The following is a 23245-nucleotide window of genomic DNA, read 5'->3' as shown; positions in this document are numbered from 1 at the left end:
AAGTCAAACCTGCTTAAGGCGCTCCAGCGCCGCATCCAGCGTCGTGTCCTTCTTTGCAAAGCAGAAGCGCACGATCCGATGATTGGATTCGGGCGCGTCGGGTTGGCGGTAGAACGCCGACACGGGAATCACGGTCACGCCATGATTGACGGTCAGGTCGCGCGCGAAGTCCGCTTCGTTCTGCTTCGAGATCTGGCTGTAGTCAGCCAGCAGGAAGAACGTGCCGGGGCTGGGCAGCGGCCGGAAGCGCGTCTTGGCCAGGCCTTGCGAAAGACGGTCGCGCTTGGCCTGGTAGAACGCCGGCAGATCGAGGTAGGGCTTGGGATCGCGCATGAACTCGGCCAGCGCAAACTGCATGGGCGAGGGCACGGTGAACACCATGAACTGATGCACCTTGCGCAGTTCGGCGCTCAGGTGCCGCGGCGCGCAGCAATAACCGATCTTCCATCCGGTGGTGTGATACGTCTTGCCAAACGAAGAGATCACGAACGCATGTTCGGCAAGCAGCGGGCGCCGCGCCACGCTGGCATGCGGCTTGCCGTCGAACACAATGTGTTCGTAGACCTCGTCCGACACCAGCAGTACACCCGTGTCGCGGACGATGGCTTCCAGCGCATCCAGGTCGCTGTCGTCCAGCACCGCACCGGTGGGATTATGCGGAAAGTTCAGCATCAACAGACGGGTCTTGGACGTGATGGCGTCGCGCACGCGCTGCCAGTCGATGCGGTAGTACGGATCGGCTTCGGTGGGCGCGCGCAACGGCACGGGAACCGCGGTGCCGCCCGCCAGGCGAATCGCCGGCAGATACGAGTCATAACAAGGTTCGATCACCACGACTTCGTCGCCGCTGCCCACAGCCGCCAGCACGGTAGCCATCAGCGCTTCGGTGGCACCGCTGGTCACGGTGATCTCGGTTTCGGGATCGTAGGCGTGTCCATACAGTTCCCGCGTCTTGGCCGCGATGGCCTCGCGCAGCGGCGCGACGCCGGGCATGTACGGGTACTGGTTGTGCCCGTCGGCCATGGCCTTGGTGACAAGCCCGCAGAGCGCAGGGTCCGGATCGAAGTCAGGAAAGCCCTGGCCCAGGTTGATGGCCTTGTGCTCGATGGCCAGGCGGCTCATCACGGTGAAGATGGTGGTGCCGACGTCGGGGAGTTTGGAGCGGATCATGTTGGACGCGAAGTAAACACGGGTAGCCGAGGAAATTTCTCGTAAGTATCCCACTAACTCATAATTCCATTTTCAAGAGTTTTCCAACGCGGACGGGATTGTGGTTCAGAAAAGCATGGCCCGAGTGCTGGCCGGATTTTGTATTGCGCTGATCGGCGCGTTGTTGGCGGTGTGGGCGCACATGCCGCTGCCGTGGATGTTGGGCGCGCTGCTATTGACCGCGGCCACCCGGATTGCCGGATTGCGAACGGCGTGCCCGAGGCCAGCTCGCAATGCGGGCCAGTGGGTCATCGGCGCCTCACTGGGGCTGTACTTCACGCCGCAGGTCATCGGACATATCGGCAGCAACGCCGGCCCCATCATTGCCGGCATGTTGTTTGCGCTGGCGCTCGCATTTCTGGGCACCGCGATTCTGCGTCGTTATACCGATGTGGACTTCAAGACCGCGTGGTTTTCTTCGGCCATCGGCGGTGCAAGCGAAATGGCCAACCTGGCCGAGCGCCACGGCGCGAGGATCGATCGCGTGGCCACCGCGCACAGCGTGCGCGTCTTGCTGGTGGTGGTCACCGTGCCTTTCATCTTTCAGTGGTGGGGCGTGGCGGGGCTGGATCCGACCGTGCCGGGGCCGCGCGATGTGCATGCGGTGGGGCTTGCGGCGCTGGTGGCCCTGACCATCGTGGGCGGCGCTGCCTTCACGAAATTTCGGCTGCCCAATCCCTGGGTGCTGGGGCCCATGCTTGTCGCCATGATTCTCACCGCGTCGAGCATAGAGCTATCCGCGCTGCCGGACTTTGTGCCCAAGGCGGGGCAACTCCTTATCGGCTGGTCGCTGGGCGATCGTTATCGCCCCGACTTCTTTCGTGCCGCACCGCGATTCATGGCGGCGGTGGCGGGCTTCACGATCCTTGCGCTGGCGCTTGCATTTGGCGTGGGCGCCTTGCTTTCGCTATGGTCCGCCGCACCAATTCCCACGTTGATTCTAGGCACGACACCCGGCGGTATTGCAGAGATGGCCATCACCGCCAAAGTGCTGCAATTGGGCGTTCCGGTGGTGACCGCTTTTCACGTTACGCGCATGGTTTTCGTGGTGATCGTGACCGGTCCCATTTACGCGATTCTGGCCCGTCGGCAAGGCTAATTCCGCCAGGCGGTATTGCCGTTCCAGTGAAAAAAAAGCGACATTGGGGTAAACAACTATATGACTCGGTAATGCCGGATGAGTATGCTGATTCCGCAGTTGATTCAAGCAGCGCGCGGACTCGGTCTGCCGCTCTGGCGACAAGCGGGAACACTGGTTTTGCACCGATCGTTCAGTTCGCACGGCGTCCTTGATTCATTGCATTTCGATTTAATTACAGGACGCTAGAGAAAATGGCTCAGAAGGGCAAAGTCAAGTGGTTCAACGCTGACAAGGGTTTCGGTTTCATCACGCCGGACGTGGGCGGCACCGATGTGTTCGCACACTTTTCCGCCATCCAGGGTCGCGGCTATCGCAGCCTGAACGAAGGCCAGGAAGTCGAATACGAAGTTAAGGATGGTCCGAAAGGACCTCAAGCGGCCGACATTCGCCCGCTCTAAATCGGGAAATCCCAATTTCCCGTCCGCCAGGCCCGGCCTGGCTACAACGCCCCAAGACCTCCCGGTCTGGGGCGTTGTTTCATTTGGCCTTCCGTTTTGGGGCGCCTGGCAGTCTGGTCCTGCACATTAAAAACACGCAGTGTTAGTGTTCACTAACATATTCTCGACCACTGGATAACTCTGTGGATAATTATTTCCGGGGCCATTGATTTTGATGCTCAGTAATGAAGCATTCGGGTCATGGTCAATCCGGTTTTGCACAGATATCTGCATCAATAACGGCGACCCGATTGGGTTTCCCGTGAATAATCATTTTGCCTGCGTCCTAGCGCTGCAGAGAGGATTTAATCCGCGTTCTCATAGGGAAACTCGGGGATTTGCGCACTATTTTCCGCTGGCCTGCCGGCTCTTTCTTGCGCTGACAGGCGCGCTTTTGGGGTTGTAGTTGGCGCGTCCGGGCCTGAATGCTGTCTGTTGTTCACAAAGATATCCCCATCCCGGTTATGCACAGAATTACGCCTTCTGGAGGCCAAATTGGCGGTCTGCGCCTGTGGATAGAAGTGGGGATATCGCCGAAAGGGTTAGGGTCCGGGAATGGAAATTGCGTAGTTATCCCGATGCCTGGCGTGCGCAAGACGAGCTTCATCAAGCGGTTGGCGCGCCACGTTGCATCGCTGATTCGAGAGGGTCAGACAAGAGCCGGGCACTGGATTATCCCAACGATGCCTGCGCGCACTAGTCGCGTGGAGAATTGCTCACAGAACTTCTTCCGCCGAGTTTTCCACAGCGTTTCACATGAAGTGTTGTCGTCTCGGCCATATGGATGATGGCGCGGGCGGCAGAGACCGAGCAAGATGATTGTCGGGTCAATGAAGATCGATGCCCTGGGCATGTGGGTTTTCAGCGAATTTCTGGGGTGGGGATAATTTTGTGAATAACGTGCCCCCCAGTAATCTGCGCGGCGAGTTTGCTCAAGGTGGCCGGCAGCAACATGCCGATTTACGCCGCCGATTTTGATCGGCGTAGCCGCAGTCCGCGCTGGCATGAGCATGCCCATCAACGAGCTGTTGGTATGAGGCCGACGTCAGTAAAACGTGCTGCTGGCGCTGTGGATAAGACTGCCGTTGAAACGGCCGTGTCTGCTGGTGTTGCGGGAACCCGCTGCTGCTGGGCGTTCCGGTGGCTTGTGCTGTTGTTGACGGTACGCACGGGTCTTCAATGCATGGCGTGTACCGGCTTGCACCGTTGACGGCCTGTTGATAAGAATGTGCGTAACCCGAGTCTGGCGTTGAGCAATTCGAACATTTTCATAGTGCGCTGCGGTTAACCGTTGTCTGTGGATAAGCCTTAGGTTTTACGCTGGGAACGCATGCTTCATGGTTCCCGCTTGACGTTCGCTTGGCATCAACCTGTGTTTGAGTTTCATGCTGCCGGCCGTCGGAACGGAATGTGAGAACCGTTTCGCTTGCCGCATTCGGCTGCCTGGTTGGCTACGCCGGGGAACTTTAATGCGGCTTTCGAATCATCCGCTGAGGTTTTGTCCAACCGCTGTGGTCCGAAAAGTTCGTTTTTTCAGGCTAGGGGTAGGGTAGGGTGGAATAAATCGATATTTTACTGCTTTCTTACTTTTCCTGGGTCACGCGCTGCAGGTCGATGCGTTGCTTATTGATGTGGGCCCTCCCGCGGAAAGTGAGATGTGGCGGGGGGATAGACCCCGGCTGCTTTGGGTGTTTCACGTGGAACATAGCTGCCGGCTAGCCGCGGGAGCTATGTCTTGGATGTTCCACGTGAAACATCGGCCGGCTTTTGCGGGGTACGAGGGGCGGTAGATTCGGCGGCCTTTCGAGAACGCGACTTCAGGTTGTCGGGCTGGTGGGCGGTTTGTGCCAAAAGGAGCGACGTCCACGTTGCTTTAGCCGTGCCGGTAGTGGGCGCGAGCATCGTTGAATACCGCAGCCATATCAATCACCGACAGAACACCGAGAACTAGTTGGGACGATCGCAGGCTGGTTCAAACAATCGAAGGCTAGCTAGCATCGAGTACATCGACGTTAACCACGACGCTCCTGGTGACCAGTGTTCCACGTGAAACATTGGATGGTGCTGAACAACAATGATGCGCATCGGGCTTCGGCTGGTGAAGGCGTTTCTGGACTTCAGTACTCGAGGTACATCTCGGCACCCATCTCACCTAACCATTCCGCATCGATTGGCGCGTATGGCTGCCACTTAGCGATATGTCCCATCGGCAACCGCCTGGAGCTAAGCGCTTGTTTCACGTGAAACACCCGTTGGTCCGCAGCCGGGATAGGCGCACGTTGAAGCGAGGAATGATTGCCTCAAGTCCGAATGCACGGTCGGTTAGCGGACTGACCTGGCCTCTACATAGCTGACGGCAGTCTCTGCTGTCTGAAGCGTGACGTCATCGTGTGATGCAAAGGATGCGACCACGCCCGCCTTGCGGGTCTCAAATCTGGCCATACGTCCTATGTGCAACGATGCTGACGGTGGGCGAGGGGAGATAAGTATGGAGCCAGCCGTAGGGTCCAACTGTGGACGAATCGTGGCTCGCTGACGAGTCGATGATGCCCCGGGTAATGTTCCACGTGAAACACTCGGATGCCCATTTCCCAGTTCTTCCAAGACTTGCCTGCTGCCTCGACCAGCAAGTCCGAACTTCACCTGCGGGATGGCGGGGCGGGCGCTTTAGGTGCGGACTTCAGCCCTCGCGGCGATGCATCTGGCCATATACGCGAGCCACCAAGTCCCCAAATAAATGAATGTTCCACGTGAAACAACGCGGGAGCCTTGCTGCGGCGTACTCAGTCGACAAGCGGCGGGGATGTTTCACGTGGAACATCAGCCCATGACACCGGCAGATGCCGATACTTTCAGACCTGTCCGCCCGCCGCCCACGAGCTCTCGCGCCAACCGATAAAGGCCCTTTTGCGCAAAACACACTCCCCAAAATGTTTCACGTGAAACATGCAACCCCTGCCTCTATAATGAGCGCCGAACGCTCTCTTCTTTACCTTCCCCCCATCATGGACTATCCCCGCGAATTCGATGTCATCGTCGTCGGTGGCGGCCACGCCGGCACCGAAGCGGCTCTGGCTGCAGCCCGTACTGGTGCGCAGACGCTGCTGCTCACGCACAACATCGAGACCCTTGGCCAAATGTCTTGCAATCCGTCCATCGGCGGAATCGGCAAGGGCCACCTCGTCAAAGAGGTGGACGCCCTCGGCGGGGCCATGGCACTGGCCACGGATGAGTCCGGCATCCAGTTCCGAATCCTGAACGGCTCGAAGGGGCCGGCTGTCCGTGCCACGCGCGCGCAGGCAGATCGTGTGCTGTATCGCAAGGCCATCCGCGGTCGCCTCGAGAACCAGCCGAACTTGTGGTTGTTCCAACAGGCGGTTGAGGACCTGATGGTGGAGGGCGATCGCGTCGTCGGCGCCGTGACGCAGGTCGGCCTGAAGTTCCGGGCCAAGACGGTGGTGCTGACCGCCGGCACATTTCTGAACGGCCTGATCCACGTGGGCCTGCAGAACTATTCGGGCGGACGTGCTGGCGACCCGCCGGCTATTTCGCTGGGTCAGCGCCTGAAGGAACTGAAGCTACCCCAAGGCCGCCTCAAGACCGGTACGCCGCCGCGCATTGACGGGCGCACCATCAACTACGCCATCCTGGAAGAACAGCCCGGCGACCTTGACCCGATTCCCGTGTTTTCGTACATGGGCAACGTGGCCATGCATCCGCGCCAGTTGCCGTGCTGGATCACCCACACCAACGCGCGCACGCACGACATCATTCGCGGCGGTCTGGATCGCTCGCCGATGTACAGCGGCGTCATCGAAGGGGTGGGTCCGCGGTATTGCCCGTCGATCGAAGACAAGATCCACCGCTTCGCCGACAAGCAGTCCCACCAGGTGTTTCTTGAACCGGAAGGGCTGGACACGCACGAGGTGTATCCCAACGGCGTCTCCACCAGCTTGCCGTTCGACGTGCAGCTGGATCTGATCCACTCGCTACCCGGGCTGGAAAATGCGCACATCATGCGGCCCGGCTACGCCATCGAGTACGACTACTTCGATCCACGTGGACTCAAGAGCACGCTCGAGACCAAGGCCATCGAAGGTTTGTACTTTGCCGGCCAGATCAACGGCACCACCGGCTACGAAGAAGCCGCCGCGCAGGGATTGCTGGCTGGCGTGAATGCGGCCCTGAAGGCGCAGGAACGCGAGCAGTGGACCCCGCGCCGCGATGAGGCTTACCTGGGCGTGCTGGTCGATGACCTGGTTACCCGTGGCGTGACCGAACCCTATCGCATGTTCACATCGCGCGCCGAATACCGACTTAGCCTGCGCGAGGACAATGCCGATTTGCGCTTGACTGAAATCGGCCGGCAGCTCGGAATTGTCGACAATGCGCGTTGGGATGCCTTCAACCGTAAGCGCGATGCGGTGGCGGCCGAGGTTGAACGCCTGAAGTCGTCGTGGGTAAATCCGCGCCTGCTGCCGGCCGAGGTCGCCGAACCGCTACTGGGCAAGGCAATTGAACGTGAGTACTCACTCGCAGACCTGCTGAAACGGCCGAACGTGTCCTACGAAGCCTTGATGGGCGCCCAAAACGCCGATGGCACGCTGCTGGCCGGCCCCGGGGTCGTCGAAGACGACGTGCTGTCGGAACAGGTCGAGATCCAGGTCAAGTACGCCGGCTACATCGCGCGCCAGCAGGACGAAGTGCAAAAGCACATCGCCCATGAACAACAGCCGATCCCGGCGGACGTGGATTACGACGCCGTGACCAGCCTGTCCTTTGAAGTGCGCCAGAAGCTCAAGACGCATCGTCCGGAAACGATCGGCCAGGCCGCGCGCATTTCCGGCGTCACGCCGGCTGCCATCTCGCTCCTGCTCATTCATCTGAAGCGCCTGCATTACGGCTCGCGCAAGCAAGCGGCATGAGCGCGCCCGCCAATCAGGCCGGCATCGACATGGCCGGCCGTCTCACTCGTGCATGCGAGCAGCTCGGGCTGCGCCCGGACGATGACGCCATCGCCAAGCTGCTCAATTACCTGGCGCAGATGCAGCGCTGGAATCGCACGTACAACCTGACCGCCATTCGCGATCCGCAGCAGATGCTCGTGCAGCATCTGTTCGACAGTCTCGCGGCCGTAAAGCCCTTCAGCGAGGCGCTGGCCGCGCCCGACGCGCCAGCCAAGGTGTTCGACGTCGGATCGGGCGGCGGCCTGCCTGGCGTCGTCCTGGCGATCATGCAGCCCCATTGGTCCGTAACGTGCGTCGACGCCGTCGAAAAGAAGACCGCGTTCGTGCGCCAGATGAGCGGCGCGCTGGGTTTGCCCAACCTGCAATCGCGGCACGCGCGCATTGAAACGCTGGATCCCGCCGAGTGCGACATCGTCACCTCGCGAGCGTTTGCATCATTGGATGATTTTGCGCAACTCGCGGGTCGCCATGTAGCCAAGAATGGTACCCTCGTCGCCATGAAGGGCAAGGTCCCCGAAGAAGAAATCCAGGCGCTGCACGCGCGCGGGGAATGGCAAGTCGACCATATTCAGCCGCTCCAGGTGCCGGAGCTGCAAGCAGAACGCTGCCTGATCTGGATGCGCCGCAGTCAAGGAACCCTATGAAGAACATACCCCCCAGCACATCCGCCCGCGTTTTCTGCATTGCCAATCAGAAGGGCGGCGTGGGCAAGACGACGACTGCCATCAACTTGGCGGCGGGTCTTGCCACGCACAATCAGCGCGTGCTGCTGGTGGATCTGGACCCGCAGGGCAATGCCACGATGGGCAGCGGCATCGACAAGAACTCGCTGGAGTCCAATCTGTACCAGGTGCTGATCGGCGAGACCTCCATCGAGCAGGCGCGCGTGAAGTCCGAGTCCGGTGGTTACGACGTGCTGCCGGCCAACCGCGAACTGTCCGGCGCCGAAATCGATCTGGTGCAGATGGAACAGCGCGAGCGCCAACTGAAGGCCGCCATCGACACCGTCGCGACCCAGTACGACTTCGTGCTTATCGACTGCCCGCCCACGCTGTCCCTGCTTACCTTGAACGGCCTGGCGGCCGCGCATGGCGTCATCATTCCCATGCAGTGCGAATATTTCGCGCTCGAAGGCCTGTCTGACCTCGTCAACACCATCAAGCGCGTGCATCGCAACATCAACGACGACCTGCGCGTCATCGGTTTGCTGCGGGTCATGTTCGATCCGCGCATGACGCTGCAACAGCAGGTGTCCGCGCAACTGGAATCGCACTTCGGCGACAAGGTCTTCAAGACCGTCGTGCCGCGCAACGTGCGCCTGGCCGAAGCACCCAGTTACGGGATGCCGGGTGTTGTGTATGACCGCGCGTCACGCGGCGCGCAGGCGTATATCTCGTTCGGCGCCGAAATGATCGAACGCGTCAGGAAAGACCTGAACTAGCCGTCCCCGATGCCCGACGCCGCGCTCTTTTTTCCGCCACAGCCAACCCTCTCCACGCCGCCCGCCGACGTGCGCGATGCGCTGCGCGTGCGGCTGGAAGACGCGGCGCTGAACGCCACTGCCGTGGGCGCGCAGGTGATCTATGATGGCTGGCTTGTGCGTTTTGCCCAATCGCCGGCCAAGCGGGTCCGAAGCGTCAATGTGCTGGGGTTATCCACACGTCCTTTGGATGAGCGGCTGGCGTATTGTTCATCGTTGTATGCGCGCCAGGGTTTGCCCATGGTGCTGCGCATCACCTCCATCGGCCCCGATTTTTCGCTCGACGCCGAGCTGGAGGCCCGCGGTTATCTCTACACCGGTGAGACTCGCGTCATGAGCACGCCGCTCGCTCCCCGCGCAAGCGTCAGGAGCGATCTGCATTTCAGCAAGGTCGATCCCGAGCGCTTTGCGGCGGCGGTCGGGGCGCTGCGCTGCTCATCGGCTGCGCACATCGCCGAACACCACGCGCGCCTTGCCGGTCTGGCTGTGGATAAGCAGCCGGTGCTCGCCACCGACGCGGCAGGGCAGGTGGTCGCTGCGGGGATGGCCGTGCGTGAAGGCGACCTGCTCGGCCTGTTCGACATCGTTACCCACCCGGGACATCGGCGCAAAGGTTACGCCGCTGTCCTGGTGGAGCATTTGCTGGCCGAAGGGGCTGCCGGCGGCGCCAGGACGGCCTATCTGCAGGTCGAGCCGGAAAATGTCGCCGCGCGGACCCTGTATGACCGCTACGGATTCAAAGACTGTTACGCGTATTGGTACCGCCTGCCCGCCGAGCAGGCGGACGCCTGAGCCCGGCGCTCAGGATACAAAGACAGAAGGAAAGAGGATTTAATTATGGCCACCAAGAAACCCAAGGGATTGGGTCGCGGACTGGACGCCTTGCTGGGCGCCGATGCGCCCGCAATCGACAACATCGGCAAGGCTGTCGCCAAGCCCGAGGGTCCGCCGTCCACCCTGCCCATCTCGAAGATGCGCGCCGGCAAGTACCAGCCGCGCACGCGCATGGACGAGGGGGCCCTGGGCGAGCTGGCCGAGTCGATTCGCATGCAAGGGATCATGCAGCCGATTCTCGTGCGTGCGTTGGGCGATGCGCCCGGCCACTACGAAATCATTGCTGGCGAACGCCGCTTTCGCGCCGCGCAGCTTGCCGGCCTGAAAGAAGTGCCGGTCCTGGTGCGCGAAGTCGCCGATGAAAACGCCGCCGTCATGGCGCTCATCGAAAACATCCAGCGCGAAGACCTGAATCCGCTCGAAGAAGCGCACGGCGTGCGCCGTCTGCTCGATGAGTTCGGCCTGACGCACGAACAGGCCGCGCAGGCCATCGGCCGTTCACGGTCCGCCACCAGCAACCTGCTTCGCCTCTTGAACCTGGCCGCGCCCGTGCAGACCATGCTGCTGGCCGGCGACGTCGACATGGGCCACGCCCGCGCGCTGCTCGCCGTCGATGCGGCCACGCAGATCCAGCTTGCCAATCTCATCATCGCGCGCCGTCTGTCGGTGCGCGAGGCTGAAAAGCTCGTTGCCAAGACGGCCAAGGAAGCCGAAGCCTCGGCGTCGCCCAAGAAGAAAACCAACGGCGTGTCGCGCGACCTGACGCGTCTGGAAGAAGCGCTGTCCGATCATCTGGGCACGCGCGTGGCGCTGAAAGTGGGCGCCAAGGAAAAGGGTCAGATCGTCATCGACTTCCACGGCTGGGAGCACCTGAATTCGCTGCTCGAGCGGCAGGGCCTTTCCGGAGCGGTGGATGCCTGAAAACGCATTGCCCGTCATCGCGGTGCTGGCGACGGGGGGCACGATTGCGGGTGCCCAGGCTGACGCCACGTCCGCCGGCTACAAGTCGGGCACTTTTTCCGTGAATGACCTGCTCGCGGCGGTGCCGCAGCTGGCCGGCATCGCAGAGATCCGCGCCGAGCAGGTAGCCAACGTCGGCAGCCAGAACATGACGCACGACGTCTGGCGCGCGCTGGCGCAGCGCGTGGACACGCTTTGCCAGGACGCCTCGGTGGCAGGCATCGTGATCACCCACGGGACGGACACGCTCGAGGAAACCGCGTACTTCCTCAGCCTGGTGAACCGTCATGACAAGGCCGTCGTGCTGGTTGGCGCCATGCGCCCGGCCACGGCCCTGGGCGCAGAAGGTCCGGCCAATCTGTACAACGCGGTGGCGCTGGCGCGCCATCCCGATGCGCGGGGCCGCGGCCCGCTCGTCGTCATGAACGAAGACATCCATTACGCCCGCGAAATCCAGAAGATCGCCAGCGCCGGCCTGTGCGCGTTTGCATCGCCCAATCGCGGCCGCGCCGGCGTCATGCACGGCGGCGTGCCTTGCTTTTACTCGCGCAATGCCACCACCTATGGCGCACAAAGCGAGTTTTCACTCGCGTTGTTGGAAAAGGCTGGCTGGCCGCGTGTGGACATCGTCTATGCGTATGCCAACCTGCAGGCCGACCTGATCGATTTCCTGGCTAGCGCCGCCGACGGCATCGTGCTGGCGGGCGTGGGCGACGGCAACGCCACCGACCTGGCCATCGAAGGCCTGCGGCGTGCAGCCGACGACGGCGTGGCCGTCGTTCGGTCCAGCCGCACGGGCAGCGGTTTCGTGGCGCGCGATGTCGAAGTCGACGATGCCAGCTTGGGCTTTGTGGCCGCGCGCGACCTGAATCCGCAGAAGGCGCGCATCCTCCTGATGCTCGCGCTGACGATCACTCGCGATCCGGATGCGTTGCAGCAGGTGTTCGACCGTTATTGAACCGTGGGCGGCGGCTCCGTCGCCGCGCCTTGTTGCGCAAGACCCAGGTTGGTCCGCAGCATGTCGTACACCTGCCGCGTCAGCGGATTGATGAGATCACGCCTTATCCACAGGAAGTAGGTCACGTCCGGCAGGGGCGGCAGCCCTTCCTTTTCTCCCAGCACCCGCATCTCCGGCCCCAGCAGTTCCACGCTGCGCGCCGTCACGCCCAGGCCCGCGCGCAGCGCGGCCTTGATCCCCACCAGATTTGGCGCCACGTAGTTCGTGTGCCAACGCACCTGCGCCTGCTCCAGCGCATTGAGCGCCAGGCGGCGAAAGATGCTGGGTTCGTCCGCCAGCACAAGCGGCACGGGCGCATGCGAATCATGCACGTAATCGGCGGATGCCAGCCAGACCGTCGGCGATGTGCGCAACGCCACGCCCTCGAAGTCCTGGTCAAAGCGCGTGGAGATCGTCAGGTCGATCTCGCCCGCGCGCAGGGCATCCATCAGGAACGGACTGCGATCGACCCGGATCTCCAGCTTCACGCGGGGCGCCACGCGCGCGATGTGCGTGAGCAGGGTGGGCAGGATCGTGTCCGCCACGTCCAGGGGCGCACCCAGCCGCAGATCGCCTTCCAGCGGCCCGTCCTGCAACGCCCGCAGCGCTTCATCGTTGATGGCCAGCATGTGCCGGGCGTATTCGACAAGCCGCCGGCCATGCGAGGACAGCACCTTGTTGCGGCCCTGCTTTTCAAACAGCGGCAAACCGATCATCGCCTCGAGCCGCTGCATCTGCTGCGTGATGGCGGACTGCGTCTTGTGCAGCCGGTTGGCGGCCTCGGAAAACGTTTCATGCTGCGCGATGGCCGTCAGCGTGCGAAGCAGGTCCAGGTCTAGATTGCGCATTCGTTCAGCGGGAAATGGGTTCAGGGATAACCCGACACATTAGCAGTCCTAATGGAATGTTCAAGCAATTTAAATTGTTGGCATTCACACCCGGCGATACAGTAAACGCAATAACTCATGAAACAAGAGGGAACAACGACGTGAGCACTGCACATCCCCAACAGGCCGGCATCGACAGCGCGGTCGAAAATATTAAAAAAACTGTAGGAAATAAGGGCCTGAACCGCGACAGCCTTCAGCTCGTCCTGGATGAGCTGGTGGCGTTGGCCGGCAATACTGCCTGGTGGGGCGCCGACCGCTATCCGCCGCCCGAGGGCGACGAACGCCAGGCCCGCTATCTGATCGCCGAAGACGCCGACAAGAGCTATGCGCTGTACCTGAACGTCATGCGCCCGGGCAAGAAGATCGTGCCGCACAACCACACCACCTGGGCGTGTATCGCGGCGGTCGAAGGCGTCGAATACAACTACGTGTACGACCGCCTGGACGACGGTTCACAGCCGGGCGTCGGCAAGCTGGCGCAGATCGATACCGTGGTGGTGGGCCCCGGCACCGGCATCGCGCTGATGCCCGACGATATCCACGCCGTGGAAATCCAGGGCGACAGCGTCATCCGCCATCTGCACATGTACGGACGCGCGCTGGAAACGCTGGACCAACGCCTGGGCTTCGACCTGGAGACCGGCACCTGCAAGATCATGCCGATCGGCGTGCAGACGCGGCGCTGATCATGAGCAAGCCCTTCCGGTCCGCAACGCGCCTGCTGCGTGCAGGACGTCCTCATCAAGGCTGGGTCAACACGCCGGTCACGCGCGCCAGCACGTATGTCTTCGATAGCGTAGAAGCGTGGCGCGACACGCGGGCGCGCCGCGAACAGGAGCGTCTGCCGTCCTATGGCGCGCGGGGCACCGACAGCACGCACGCCCTGGAAGACGCGCTCGTCGAACTGGAAGCGGGCTATCGCGCCAAGCTTTATCCCACGGGCCAGGCCGCAATCGCCACCGTGCTGCTTGCCTATCTGCGCGCGGGCGATCATGTGCTTGTGACAGACGCCGTGTATGAGCCGGTGCGCCGGTTCTGCGCCGAACACCTGACGCGCCTGGGGATCGAATTCACGTACTACCGGCCGGATGCCGCTGGCATCGAGGCGCTGATCCGGCCCAATACCCGCATGATCTACGCGGAGTCGCCGGGGTCGTTGACCTACGAAATGCCGGACCTCACCGAGTTATCCACAACCGCGAGAAAACACGATTGCTGGCTGGCTGTGGACAACACGTGGGCGTCCGGTCTGGTGCAAAAACCGCTCGCATTGGGCGCCGACATTTCCATCCTGGCCGCGACCAAGTATCTGGGCGGCCATGCCGACGTGATGATGGGCGCCGTCGTCACAAACGAGCGCGCATGGCGGGCGCTGGAACGCGCAACCATCGATTTCGGCCAGACGGTCGGCGCCGACGACGCCTTCCTGGTGCTGCGCGGCATGCGCACGCTGCCCCTGCGCATGGCGCAGCACGCCCGCAGCGCGCTCCTGATCTCCCAGTGGCTCAAGGCGCGTCCGGAAGTCGCGCGCGTTTTGAATCCTGCGCTGCCTGGCGATCCCTCCCACGCAATCTGGCGGCGCGATTGCAGTGGCGCCAACGGCCTGCTGACGCTGGAACTGTCTGACGCCTATACCGAGGCCGACGCCGAACGCTTCATCGACAGCCTGCAGCTTTTCGGCATCGGCGCCTCGTGGGGCGGCTTTGAAAGCCTGGTGATTCCGGTGAACTTGCAGGCTGCGCGCTCGCTGCCGGGCCTTGAAGCGCGCGGCCCCATGCTGCGCCTGCACATCGGCCTGGAAGATCCTGACGACCTGATCGCCGACCTTGACCGCGGCCTGGCCGCACTGACTCAACCCATCCGTTCCCTCCGAATCTCATGATGCAGCCGTATAACGACCCCACCTTCGCCGACGTCGATTCGCACACGCTCAAGCAGTGGTTGCACGACGGCCGCGAGATTGCGCTTCTGGACGTGCGCGAGCATGGCCAGTATGGCGAGTCGCACCTGTTCTACGCCGCGCCGGTCCCGTACAGCCGCCTTGAAGTCGACATCGTCCGCCTCGCGCCTCGCCGCGGCGTGCGCGTCGTGGTCTACGACGAGGGGGGCGAGGACGACACCGCGCCCCGTGCCGCGCGGGCCCTTGGCGTGCTGGGCTACACGGATGTGCACCGCCTGGCTGGCGGCATCGCGCAATGGCAGCGCGACGGTTATGCCGCATTCGCAGGCGTGAACGTTCCCAGCAAAACATTTGGCGAACTCGCCGAAGAGGTTTTCCACACCCCGCGCATCGGCGCCCGCGAACTGGCCGAACGCCAGCGCCGGGGCGACGACCTTATCGTGCTGGACGGCCGGCCCTTCGCCGAATACCAGAAGATGAGCATTCCCGGCGGCATCTGCTGCCCCAACGGCGAACTGGCGCTGCGCGCCCACACGCTGGCCGCGCGGCCGGACACCACCATCGTGGTCAACTGCGCGGGCCGCACGCGCAGCATCATCGGCGCGCAGACCCTCATCAACCTGGGTGTGCCCAATCCGGTCTACGCCCTGGAGAACGGCACGCAGGGCTGGTACCTGGAAGACCTGCAGCTCGAGCATGGCGCGCGCCGCCGGTATCCGGATGACGTCACGCCTGAAGACTTGCCGGCGCTGGCGCAGCGTTCCGCGCAGCTCGCCCAGCGTCACGGCGTGCCGTCGGCCAACGCCGGGCAGGTGCAGGACTGGCTGCGAGACCCGCAGCGCACCACGTTCCTGTGCGATGTGCGCAGCGCCGAAGAGTTCGCGAAGGGATCGTTGCCCGGCGCGCAGCATGCGCCTGGCGGGCAACTCATTCAGGCGACGGACCAGTACATCGCCGTGCGCGGCGCCCGCATCGTCGTGTTCGATGGCGAAGGCGTGCGCGCGCCGGTCGTCGCCAGCTGGCTCCGGCAGATGGGATGGGACGCCTGCACGCTCGAAGAAGGCACGGGCGCCGTCCTGGCCCACGCGCCGGCACAGCCCGAGGCGCCCGCGCTTGCTCTGCTGTCCGATGCGGCCTTGGCCGATGTGCTGAAGCAGGGCGCCCAGATGGTCGACATTCGGCCCAGCATGCGGTACCGCGCGAACCACGTGGCCGGCGCCCGCTGGTCCATCCGTCCGCGGCTGCATCGTCTGGCGCTCGATCCCGGGCGTCCTGTCGTGCTGCTGGCCGAAGACGCCGCATTGGCGGCGTGGGCGGCGCGCGATCTGGCTGCCTTGGGCATCGATGACGTCAAGGCCAATACGGGCACGCCGAACAGCTGGTCCGCTCAAGGCATTTCGCTGGAGTCGACGCCTGCCGATCCGCCCGATAGCGATTGCATCGACTACCTGTTTTTCGTGCACGACCGCCACGACGGGAACAAGGCCGCCGCGCGGCAGTACCTCGCCTGGGAAACCAATCTCGTCAAGCAGATCGACGACCGGGAACGCGCCGCGTACCGGTTCCCGGCCAGCTGACACCGCCGCCGCGCGTTTGCGCGGCGACACCCGCTTCAACCTGATCAGGACGCCCCGGCGGCAATTGCCGCCGGGGTGCGGACGGTTCATGGCGAACCGGAATGCAAAGGACGGCCGAGTATCCGGCCGCCATCTCAAGGGGAAATCCAGATGAAGCAACACGCATTGCAAGCTTGCAAGACGGCCGCGGTGGCAGCGGCAGCCCTCGCGTGGGGGTTCGCCGCCCATGCCCAGACGCCGGCGCCGCTGGCGGACTATCCGAAGCAGGCGATCACCGTTGTCTCGCCGTTCCCGCCGGGCGGAGGCAACGACGGCGTCGCACGCTTGATCGCGCAGGAGCTGGGCGCCATCACGGGTCAAAGCGTGGTTGTCGAAAACCGCTCGGGGGCGGGCGGCAACGTCGGCACGGCGCAGGTGTCCCGCGCCAAGCCGGACGGCTACACCCTCGTGATGTCGCAGACCAGCGTCATGGCCGTCAATCCGCGCCTGTACAAGAACGTGGGCTTCGATCCGCTGAAGGACTTCGTGCCCGTTTCGCAGATCACCTCGGCGCCGCTGGTGCTCGTCTCGCGCGCGGACGGCCCGTACAAGACGCTGGACGATTATCTTGCGGCCGCGCGCAAGCAGCCCGGGGTCATCACCTATGCGACGCCAGGCAACGGCACGATGAGCCATCTGATGGGCGCGCTGGTTTCCCAGAAGGCCAACGTCAAGCTGGTGCATGTGCCGTATCGCGGCGCGGCGCCGGCGGTCACGGACCTGCTGGGCGGCACCGTCGACATGCTGATCACTTCGCCGGCATCGGCCGAACCCATGGTGGCGGCCGGCAAACTGCAGATCCTCGCGATGAGTCACGGCGATGGCGTGGGCATCTTCAAGCGCGCGCCCACGTTGAAGCAGGCCGGCCTGGAAGGCATCACCGCGGATGACTGGTACGGCTTGTTCGCGCCCGCGGGAACGCCGCCCGAGCGCATCGCTTATCTGGCTCAGGCCGTGGAGCAGGCCATGAAGTCGCCCGCCGTGATCGCCAAGATCAACAGCGGCGGCAGCCAACCCGTGGGCAGCGCGCCCGCGGCCTTCAAGAGCCGGCTGCAGCAGGACACCACGTATTGGGCCGACATGGTGAAGACGGCGGGCGTGTCGCTCGATTGAACGGCATGTTTGCCAACGCGGAGCAAGGTGTCTAGACTGGAAACGCCTGCGTGCAGGCGTTCCGTCGGCGCACTGATCCTCCGCGCGCCCCTCCTGGAGGGCATCGATGCAGACTTCCTCGGCCTTGTCGTCGCCGCAGCTCGCGGCGTATGCCGCGTTCGCGCAGTCGCTGGCGGATCGCGCCCGGCCCCTGTCGCGCAAGTGGTTCCGGCATCCGCTTGATGTCGACACCAAGGCCGATGACAGTCCCGTCACGCAGGCAGACAGGCAGGTCGAGGCGGCGCTGCGCGAAGCCATCGCCGCGCATCATCCCGGACACGGCATATTCGGTGAAGAATTCGGCGCCTCTCATGCCGATGCCGAATTCGTATGGTCGCTCGACCCCATCGACGGCACCAGCGCCTTCATCTCGGGCAATCCGCTGTGGGGCACACTGCTTGCGCTGATGCACCGCGGCAGGCCGGTGTTGGGGCTGATCGACATTCCCATGCTCGACGAACGCTGGATCGGCGTGGCGCACGCGCCATCGCAATTGAACGGAAAGCCGTGCGCGACGCGCGCATGCACCGACCTCGACAGCGCCATCCTGTATGCCACCGCGCCCGACATCTTCACGGGCGCCGAGCTGGCCGCTTTCGACCACTTGGCAGCCAAGACACGCATGCGCCGTTATGGCGGCGACTGCTACAGCTATGGGCTTCTCGCCAGCGGCCACGTCGACCTCGTCGTGGAGGCGGGGCTGCAACCCTACGATTACCTTGCCCTTGCGCCCGTGATCGAAGGCGCGGGCGGCGTCATGACGGATTGGGCAGGGCAGCCGCTCGGTCTCGCCTCGGAAGGCCGCGTGATCGCGGCCGCCACGCCTGCGCTGCATCGCCAGGCGATGCAGGTGCTGGGGGCGGCCATGGCCTGACCGGCGCGCCGCCCGCCCGCAGTTCCACGCAACGCTTCAGCCATAAGGTGAACGAGCATGCATGCACTAGGGGTAGCAACGGTGGAGGACGCAGAGCGGCTGGTGCAGGCCAGCCCGCTCTCGCATATCAAGATCGGCCTGTCCGATGTGGACGGCGTCATGCTGGGCAAGTACCTGAGGCGCGACAAATTCCTGGGCGCGCTGCGTTCCGGGCTCGCGTTCTGCGACGTGGTGCTGGGGTGGGATCTGGACGATCAGCTCTACGACAACACCCGGTACACCGGCTGGCACACCGCGTACCCCGACGCAAAAATGCGCATCGTGCCGCAAAGCGCACGCCGTCTCGCGCTGGAACAAGGCCCCGGCGGCGAAGACATGCTGCTGTTCCTGGCGGAATTCGAGGGCGATGCCGCCGCCATCTGTCCGCGCCGCCTGCTGCACCGCGTGATCGATCGCGCGGCTGACATGGGATTCGATGCCTATGCCGCGCTGGAGTACGAATTCTTCATGTTCCGCGAGACGCCGCACTCCGTGCGCGCCAAGCACTACCGCAACATGGAGAACTGGACGCCGGGCAATTTCGGGTATTCGGTTCTGCGAAGCACGGTCGAGGGCGACTTCTATCGCAAGCTGCTCGACATGTGCGAGCGCATGGACATGCCCATCGAAGGCCTGCACACCGAGACCGGGCCGGGCGTGCTGGAGGCCGCGCTTGCTGTGGACCATGTGGCGGCGGCCGGCGACAAGGCGTTTCTGTTCAAGACGTTCGCCAAGGCGCTTGCGCAACAGAACGGCCTGATGGCCACCTTCATGGCGAAATGGTCGCACGACCACCCGGGTCAAAGCGGCCACATTCACCTGTCCCTGCGCCACCGCAAGACGGGGCGTTCGGCCTTCTACGACGAGTCGCAGCCACATGGCGTCGGCAACCTGCAGGCCGCCTTCATGGCGGGCGTGCAGCGGTACCTTCCCGAATTCATGGCCTTGTACGCGCAAACCATCAACAGCTATTCGCGCCTGGTGCCCGGCTATTGGGCGCCGCTGGACGCCACGTGGGGGATGGAAAACAGGACGACGGCACTGCGCCTCATCCCGGGCAGCGACAAATCGCAGCGTGTCGAAGTGCGCATCGGATCGGCCGACGCCAATCCCTATCTGGCGCTGGCCGCGGCGCTCGCCTCAGGGTTGTACGGCATCGAGCAAGGGCTGTCGCCCGAGCCCATGGTGCAGGGCAATGCCTATACGCAGGAGTTTCCCGCGCATCTGCATCTGCCCACGACCTTGTGGGAAGCCGCGCAGCGTCTTCGCGGCTCCGACGCCGCGCGGCTGCTGTTCGGCGACGCCTTCGTCGAGCACTACGCCGCGACGCGCGAATGGGAAGAGCGGCAGTTCCGGCGTCATGTGACCGACTGGGAGCTTGCGCGCTACTTCGAAATCATCTGAACCCGTCCATTGCATCAGGGTAGCCATGACCCACGAACTCATCACCATCAGCCCCATCGACGGACGTCCGGTCGTGCGCCGCGCGTACGCCAGCGAAGCGCAGATCTCGCAGGCGCTGGCCAACGCCCAGGGCGCGCAGCCGGCGTGGCATGCGCTCGGCATCCAGGCGCGGGGGCGCATCGTGACGGCTGCGGTGGACCATGTCGTGGCGGCCAAGGATGAAATTGCGCGCGCGATCACCATTCAGATGGGCCGTCCGCTACGCGACGCACCCGGCGAAGTCGATGGCTTCGCCGCCCGCGCGCGCCACATGATCGCCATCGCCGACGATGCCCTCGCTCCCATTGCCGTTCCCGCGCAGCCAGGCTTTACGCGTTTCATCCGCCGCGAGCCCGTCGGCGTGGTGCTCACCATCGCGCCGTGGAACTATCCGCTGCTGACCGCGGTGAACAGCATCGTGCCCGCACTGATGGCGGGCAACACCGTCATTCTCAAGCATTCAGACCAGACGCCGCTGTGCGCCGAGCTCATCGATCGCGCATTCCGAGACGCGGGGGCGCCAAGAGGCGTCTTTCAATACCTGCACGCCAGCCACGACATCACGCAACGGCTGATCCGCGCGCCGGAGATCGGCTATGTGTCCTTCACGGGCTCGGTCCGGGGAGGGCGCATTGTCGAGGAAAGCGCGGCGGGTCGCTTTATCGGCGTCGGACTGGAACTGGGCGGCAACGACCCAGCCTACGTGCGTGAGGACGCCAACCTGGACGCCGCGGCAGAGACGCTCGTCGATGGCGCGTTCTTCAACGCCGGTCAGTCGTGTTGCGGCATTCAGCGCATCTACGTGGCGCGTGGCGTGCACGACGCCTTCGTCGAGCGCGCCGCTGCGTTAACGCACCGCTACGTGCTGGGCAATCCGTTGCAGCTGGACACGACGCTTGGCCCTGTCGTGCGCGCCCGCGCGGCGGCCGAGATCCGGGAAGTGGTCGCGCAAGCCGTCGGCGCCGGCGCCGTAAACGTGATCGATAACTCGCATTTCAAGAACGTGAGTGAAAGCTCACTTAAAGCGAGCGAAAGCTCGTGTTACGTCGCGCCCGCGTTGCTGACGCAGGTCGACCACCGCATGCGCATCATGAGCGAGGAGTGTTTCGGTCCGGTTGCCGGCATCATGCCGGTCGACAGCGACGAACAGGCCATCGCGCTGATGAACGACAGTCCGTACGGATTGACGGCTGCCGTCTTCACGCAGGACGAAGTGGCCGCATTGCGTATCGGCGGGCAGGTGCGCGCGGGCACGTTCTTCATGAACCGATGCGACTACCTCGACCCGGCGCTCGCGTGGACGGGCGTCAAGGAGTCGGGCCGCGGCGTGTCCTTGTCCAAGCTCGGCTACGAACCGCTCACCCAGGCGAAATCCTTCCATTTGCGCAGCCTCTGAACGCGGCGTCACCAGGAACCGAATCATGACTGTCCCCCACGTCAACTGGAACTATCCCACCGCCATCAAGGTGGGCCCCGGACGCATCAAGGAACTGCCCGCGTGCTGCCGTGAGCTGGGCATGTCCCGGCCTTTGCTCGTGACCGATCCCGGACTGGCCGCGTTGCCCATGGTCCGCGATGCCGTGGGCATGTGCCACGATGATGGCGTCGATTGCGCGGTCTTTCACGACATCAAGGGCAATCCAACCGGGCGCAACGTCGACGACGGTGTCGCGGCATTCAAGCGCGGTCGTCATGATGGTGTCATTGCGTTCGGCGGCGGTTCGGCGCTTGATGCGGCGAAGGCCATTGCTTTGATGGCGGGGCAGAGCCGGCCGCTGTGGGACTTCGAAGACATCGGCGACAACTACCTGCGCGTCAATGCCGCCGGCATGGCGCCCGTCGTGGCCGTACCCACCACCGCAGGCACCGGCTCCGAAGTCGGGCGCGCATCCGTCATCACCGACGAGGCCGCGCAGGTAAAACGCATCATCTTTCACGCCCGCATGCTGCCGTCCATCGTGATCCTGGACGCCGAACTCACCGTGGGCCTGCCGCCCAAGATCACGGCCGCCACGGGCATGGACGCGCTGTCGCACAACCTGGAAGCCTACTGTTCGCCGTTTTTTCATCCCATGGCGGCTGGCATTGCGCTGGAGGGCATGCGCCTTATCAAGGTGTATCTGCCGCAGGCGGTTGCCGATGGCGCTGATCTGCAGGCGCGCCAGCAGATGCTGACGGCATCGTGCATGGGCGCCACCGCTTTCCAGCGCGGCCTGGGCGCCATGCACGCGCTGGCGCATCCGCTCGGCGCGCTCTATGACGCGCATCACGGCATGCTCAACGCGATCTTGATGCCCTACGTGCTCAAGGCCAACGAAGAAGCGGTGGCGCCCCGGCTTGAAGCGCTTGCGCGTTATCTCGGGTTGCCGCGACAAAGCCCGGGCGCGGTGCTCGACTGGGTGCTGGCGCTGCGCGAGGCGGTCGGCATCCCGCATACGCTCGCCGAGATCGGCCTGGATGACAGCCAGGCCGAGCGGGTGGGGCGCATGGCCAGCCAGGATCCCTCCGCCGGCACGAACCCCGTCACTTTCTCCGCCGAAAAATATTCTCAGCTTGTTCGTGCAGCAATTCGCGGAAACCTGTAAGCTTCGCCCCCTCTGCGCGGAAACGCGGCGGAGGTGGAACTGAAATTATGAATTTTTCGTCCGAATGGTTTGACAGCGGATTTGAAAGTGTTCATAATCTCAAGTTCTCCGCTGGAGGGGTGCCCGAGTGGTTAAAGGGGGCAGACTGTAAATCTGTTGGCCTTGCGCCTACGTTGGTTCGAATCCAACCTCCTCCACCAGAGACCCATACCTAAATCCAGGCGCGGTTGGCCTGGATTTGCAATGTAAGGCCCGGTGGCCTTGTGCAACCTTCGCAAAGAAGGTGGCAAGGAACCTCCGGCCTTCATTTCGAAGGGTTGGGATGAGAGAAGGTGAAAGGGTTTGCCGCGGGTGTAGCTCAATGGTAGAGCAGAAGCCTTCCAAGCTTACGACGAGGGTTCGATTCCCTTCACCCGCTCCAAGATTTTTAAATGCCCATGTGGCTCAGTGGTAGAGCACTCCCTTGGTAAGGGAGAGGTCGCGCGTTCGATCCGCGCCATGGGCACCACAAATTCCAAATTCTTTTCTTCAGTCAGAAGCGCAATCCAGGTCAGGAGTCAGCCATGGCAAAAGGCAAGTTTGAACGTACCAAGCCGCACGTGAACGTGGGTACGATTGGTCACGTTGACCACGGCAAAACGACGTTGACGGCGGCGATCACGACCGTTCTGTCGACCAAGTTCGGCGGCGAAGCCAAGGGCTACGTAAACAGCACCTGGCC

19 protein-coding genes and 3 tRNA genes are annotated in these 23245 nt (G+C 63.4%); 20 read left to right on the top strand and 2 right to left on the bottom strand.

Features of this window, described 5'->3' with window-relative positions:
• Window positions 1-3: 3 nt before the first annotated feature.
• Entirely contained in the window at window positions 4-1170 is a 1167-nt protein-coding gene (locus ASD87_RS09965; protein ID WP_056320594.1) for a pyridoxal phosphate-dependent aminotransferase, read from the bottom strand.
• A 115-nt stretch (window positions 1171-1285) separates the two neighbouring features.
• Between ASD87_RS09965 and ASD87_RS09960 the strand changes: the two genes are divergently transcribed.
• The 8 genes from ASD87_RS09960 (at window position 1286) to ASD87_RS09925 (ending at window position 11986) form a co-directional block, all read left to right on the top strand.
• The gene (locus ASD87_RS09960) at window positions 1286-2308 is read left to right on the top strand and encodes an AbrB family transcriptional regulator (protein ID WP_056320592.1); all 1023 of its coding nucleotides are present in this window, start codon (window positions 1286-1288) and stop codon (window positions 2306-2308) included.
• Window positions 2309-2541: 233 nt separating this feature from the next.
• Window positions 2542-2748: a cold-shock protein gene (locus ASD87_RS09955; RefSeq protein ID WP_056320589.1), complete on the top strand. Its 207-nt coding sequence runs from the start codon at window positions 2542-2544 to the stop codon at window positions 2746-2748.
• Window positions 2749-5792: 3044 nt separating this feature from the next.
• Window positions 5793-7712: a tRNA uridine-5-carboxymethylaminomethyl(34) synthesis enzyme MnmG gene (gene mnmG / locus ASD87_RS09950; protein WP_056320587.1), complete on the top strand. Its 1920-nt coding sequence runs from the start codon at window positions 5793-5795 to the stop codon at window positions 7710-7712.
• Window positions 7709-8398 carry a 16S rRNA (guanine(527)-N(7))-methyltransferase RsmG gene (gene rsmG / locus ASD87_RS09945; RefSeq protein WP_056320584.1) on the top strand — a complete coding sequence of 230 codons (690 nt, stop codon included), beginning with the start codon at window positions 7709-7711 and terminating at the stop codon, window positions 8396-8398. The genes mnmG and rsmG overlap by 4 nt, the downstream gene beginning before the upstream one ends.
• Complete coding sequence (locus ASD87_RS09940; RefSeq protein ID WP_056320583.1) at window positions 8395-9195, top strand: ParA family protein; 801 nt, start codon at window positions 8395-8397, stop codon at window positions 9193-9195. Before rsmG ends, ASD87_RS09940 begins: the two co-directional genes overlap by 4 nt.
• A 9-nt stretch (window positions 9196-9204) precedes the next feature.
• On the top strand, window positions 9205-10026 hold the full coding sequence (locus ASD87_RS09935; protein WP_056320579.1) for an N-acetyltransferase: 822 nt from the start codon (window positions 9205-9207) through the stop codon (window positions 10024-10026).
• Between the two features lie 45 nt (window positions 10027-10071).
• Window positions 10072-10989: a ParB/RepB/Spo0J family partition protein gene (locus ASD87_RS09930; RefSeq protein WP_056320576.1), complete on the top strand. Its 918-nt coding sequence runs from the start codon at window positions 10072-10074 to the stop codon at window positions 10987-10989.
• Complete coding sequence (locus tag ASD87_RS09925; RefSeq protein WP_056320573.1) at window positions 10982-11986, top strand: asparaginase; 1005 nt, start codon at window positions 10982-10984, stop codon at window positions 11984-11986. The genes ASD87_RS09930 and ASD87_RS09925 overlap by 8 nt, the downstream gene beginning before the upstream one ends.
• Here ASD87_RS09925 and ASD87_RS09920 read toward each other — a convergent pair.
• Window positions 11980-12873: a LysR substrate-binding domain-containing protein gene (locus tag ASD87_RS09920; protein WP_056320570.1), complete on the bottom strand. Its 894-nt coding sequence runs from the start codon at window positions 12871-12873 to the stop codon at window positions 11980-11982. The genes ASD87_RS09925 and ASD87_RS09920 overlap by 7 nt on opposite strands.
• A gap of 140 nt (window positions 12874-13013) precedes the next feature.
• On the opposite strand from ASD87_RS09920, the gene ASD87_RS09915 reads away from it, so the two are divergent.
• The 12 genes from ASD87_RS09915 to ASD87_RS09860 all read left to right on the top strand — a co-directional run.
• Window positions 13014-13601, top strand: coding sequence for a cysteine dioxygenase family protein (locus tag ASD87_RS09915; protein ID WP_056320567.1), 588 nt, complete (start codon window positions 13014-13016; stop codon window positions 13599-13601).
• Between the two features lie 2 nt (window positions 13602-13603).
• Window positions 13604-14797: a cystathionine beta-lyase gene (gene metC, locus ASD87_RS09910; RefSeq protein WP_056320564.1), complete on the top strand. Its 1194-nt coding sequence runs from the start codon at window positions 13604-13606 to the stop codon at window positions 14795-14797.
• The gene (locus ASD87_RS09905; protein WP_056320618.1) at window positions 14797-16392 is read left to right on the top strand and encodes a rhodanese-like domain-containing protein; all 1596 of its coding nucleotides are present in this window, start codon (window positions 14797-14799) and stop codon (window positions 16390-16392) included. Before metC ends, ASD87_RS09905 begins: the two co-directional genes overlap by 1 nt.
• Window positions 16393-16542: 150 nt before the next feature.
• Window positions 16543-17544, top strand: a complete 1002-nt coding sequence (locus ASD87_RS09900; RefSeq protein ID WP_056320561.1) for a tripartite tricarboxylate transporter substrate binding protein — start codon at window positions 16543-16545, stop codon at window positions 17542-17544.
• 106 nt (window positions 17545-17650) lie between these two features.
• The gene (gene hisN / locus ASD87_RS09895) at window positions 17651-18457 is read left to right on the top strand and encodes a histidinol-phosphatase (RefSeq protein ID WP_056320559.1); all 807 of its coding nucleotides are present in this window, start codon (window positions 17651-17653) and stop codon (window positions 18455-18457) included.
• Between the two features lie 57 nt (window positions 18458-18514).
• The gene (locus tag ASD87_RS09890; RefSeq protein WP_056320557.1) at window positions 18515-19900 is read left to right on the top strand and encodes a glutamine synthetase family protein; all 1386 of its coding nucleotides are present in this window, start codon (window positions 18515-18517) and stop codon (window positions 19898-19900) included.
• A gap of 25 nt (window positions 19901-19925) precedes the next feature.
• Window positions 19926-21335, top strand: coding sequence for an aldehyde dehydrogenase family protein (locus tag ASD87_RS09885; protein ID WP_056320554.1), 1410 nt, complete (start codon window positions 19926-19928; stop codon window positions 21333-21335).
• Window positions 21336-21360: 25 nt separating this feature from the next.
• Window positions 21361-22524, top strand: a complete 1164-nt coding sequence (locus tag ASD87_RS09880; protein ID WP_056320551.1) for an iron-containing alcohol dehydrogenase — start codon at window positions 21361-21363, stop codon at window positions 22522-22524.
• A 113-nt stretch (window positions 22525-22637) separates the two neighbouring features.
• Window positions 22638-22724: transfer RNA gene (locus ASD87_RS09875), tRNA-Tyr, on the top strand.
• A 147-nt stretch (window positions 22725-22871) separates the two neighbouring features.
• Window positions 22872-22945: transfer RNA gene (locus ASD87_RS09870), tRNA-Gly, on the top strand.
• Between the two features lie 12 nt (window positions 22946-22957).
• Window positions 22958-23032 (top strand) — tRNA-Thr (locus ASD87_RS09865).
• 55 nt (window positions 23033-23087) lie between these two features.
• Window positions 23088-23245 (top strand): GTP-binding protein (locus ASD87_RS09860; protein ID WP_235512678.1); only part of this gene is annotated, 158 nt, incomplete at its 3' end.

Source organism: Achromobacter sp. Root170, from assembly GCF_001428165.1.
GTDB classification, from domain to species: Bacteria; Pseudomonadota; Gammaproteobacteria; order Burkholderiales; family Burkholderiaceae_B; genus Achromobacter; species Achromobacter mucicolens.
The sequence above is the reverse complement of the archived record's forward strand: the minus strand, read 5'-3'. Positions and strand labels throughout refer to the sequence as shown.

What these genes read in the sequence shown, in the direction of transcription:
- ASD87_RS09880 (WP_056320551.1), top strand. Translation starts at nt 21,361, where the DNA reads ATGACTGTCCCCCACGTCAACTGGAACTATCCCACCGCCATCAAGGTG.
- ASD87_RS09900 (WP_056320561.1), top strand. Translation starts at nt 16,543, where the DNA reads ATGAAGCAACACGCATTGCAAGCTTGCAAGACGGCCGCGGTGGCAGCG.
- rsmG (WP_056320584.1), top strand. Translation starts at nt 7,709, where the DNA reads ATGAGCGCGCCCGCCAATCAGGCCGGCATCGACATGGCCGGCCGTCTC.
- metC (WP_056320564.1), top strand. Translation starts at nt 13,604, where the DNA reads ATGAGCAAGCCCTTCCGGTCCGCAACGCGCCTGCTGCGTGCAGGACGT.
- ASD87_RS09905 (WP_056320618.1), top strand. Translation starts at nt 14,797, where the DNA reads ATGCAGCCGTATAACGACCCCACCTTCGCCGACGTCGATTCGCACACG.
- mnmG (WP_056320587.1), top strand. Translation starts at nt 5,793, where the DNA reads ATGGACTATCCCCGCGAATTCGATGTCATCGTCGTCGGTGGCGGCCAC.
- ASD87_RS09960 (WP_056320592.1), top strand. Translation starts at nt 1,286, where the DNA reads ATGGCCCGAGTGCTGGCCGGATTTTGTATTGCGCTGATCGGCGCGTTG.
- ASD87_RS09930 (WP_056320576.1), top strand. Translation starts at nt 10,072, where the DNA reads ATGGCCACCAAGAAACCCAAGGGATTGGGTCGCGGACTGGACGCCTTG.
- hisN (WP_056320559.1), top strand. Translation starts at nt 17,651, where the DNA reads ATGCAGACTTCCTCGGCCTTGTCGTCGCCGCAGCTCGCGGCGTATGCC.
- ASD87_RS09955 (WP_056320589.1), top strand. Translation starts at nt 2,542, where the DNA reads ATGGCTCAGAAGGGCAAAGTCAAGTGGTTCAACGCTGACAAGGGTTTC.
- ASD87_RS09940 (WP_056320583.1), top strand. Translation starts at nt 8,395, where the DNA reads ATGAAGAACATACCCCCCAGCACATCCGCCCGCGTTTTCTGCATTGCC.
- ASD87_RS09885 (WP_056320554.1), top strand. Translation starts at nt 19,926, where the DNA reads ATGACCCACGAACTCATCACCATCAGCCCCATCGACGGACGTCCGGTC.
- ASD87_RS09890 (WP_056320557.1), top strand. Translation starts at nt 18,515, where the DNA reads ATGCATGCACTAGGGGTAGCAACGGTGGAGGACGCAGAGCGGCTGGTG.
- ASD87_RS09925 (WP_056320573.1), top strand. Translation starts at nt 10,982, where the DNA reads ATGCCTGAAAACGCATTGCCCGTCATCGCGGTGCTGGCGACGGGGGGC.
- ASD87_RS09920 (WP_056320570.1), bottom strand. Translation starts at nt 12,873, where the DNA reads ATGCGCAATCTAGACCTGGACCTGCTTCGCACGCTGACGGCCATCGCG.
- ASD87_RS09965 (WP_056320594.1), bottom strand. Translation starts at nt 1,170, where the DNA reads ATGATCCGCTCCAAACTCCCCGACGTCGGCACCACCATCTTCACCGTG.
- ASD87_RS09935 (WP_056320579.1), top strand. Translation starts at nt 9,205, where the DNA reads ATGCCCGACGCCGCGCTCTTTTTTCCGCCACAGCCAACCCTCTCCACG.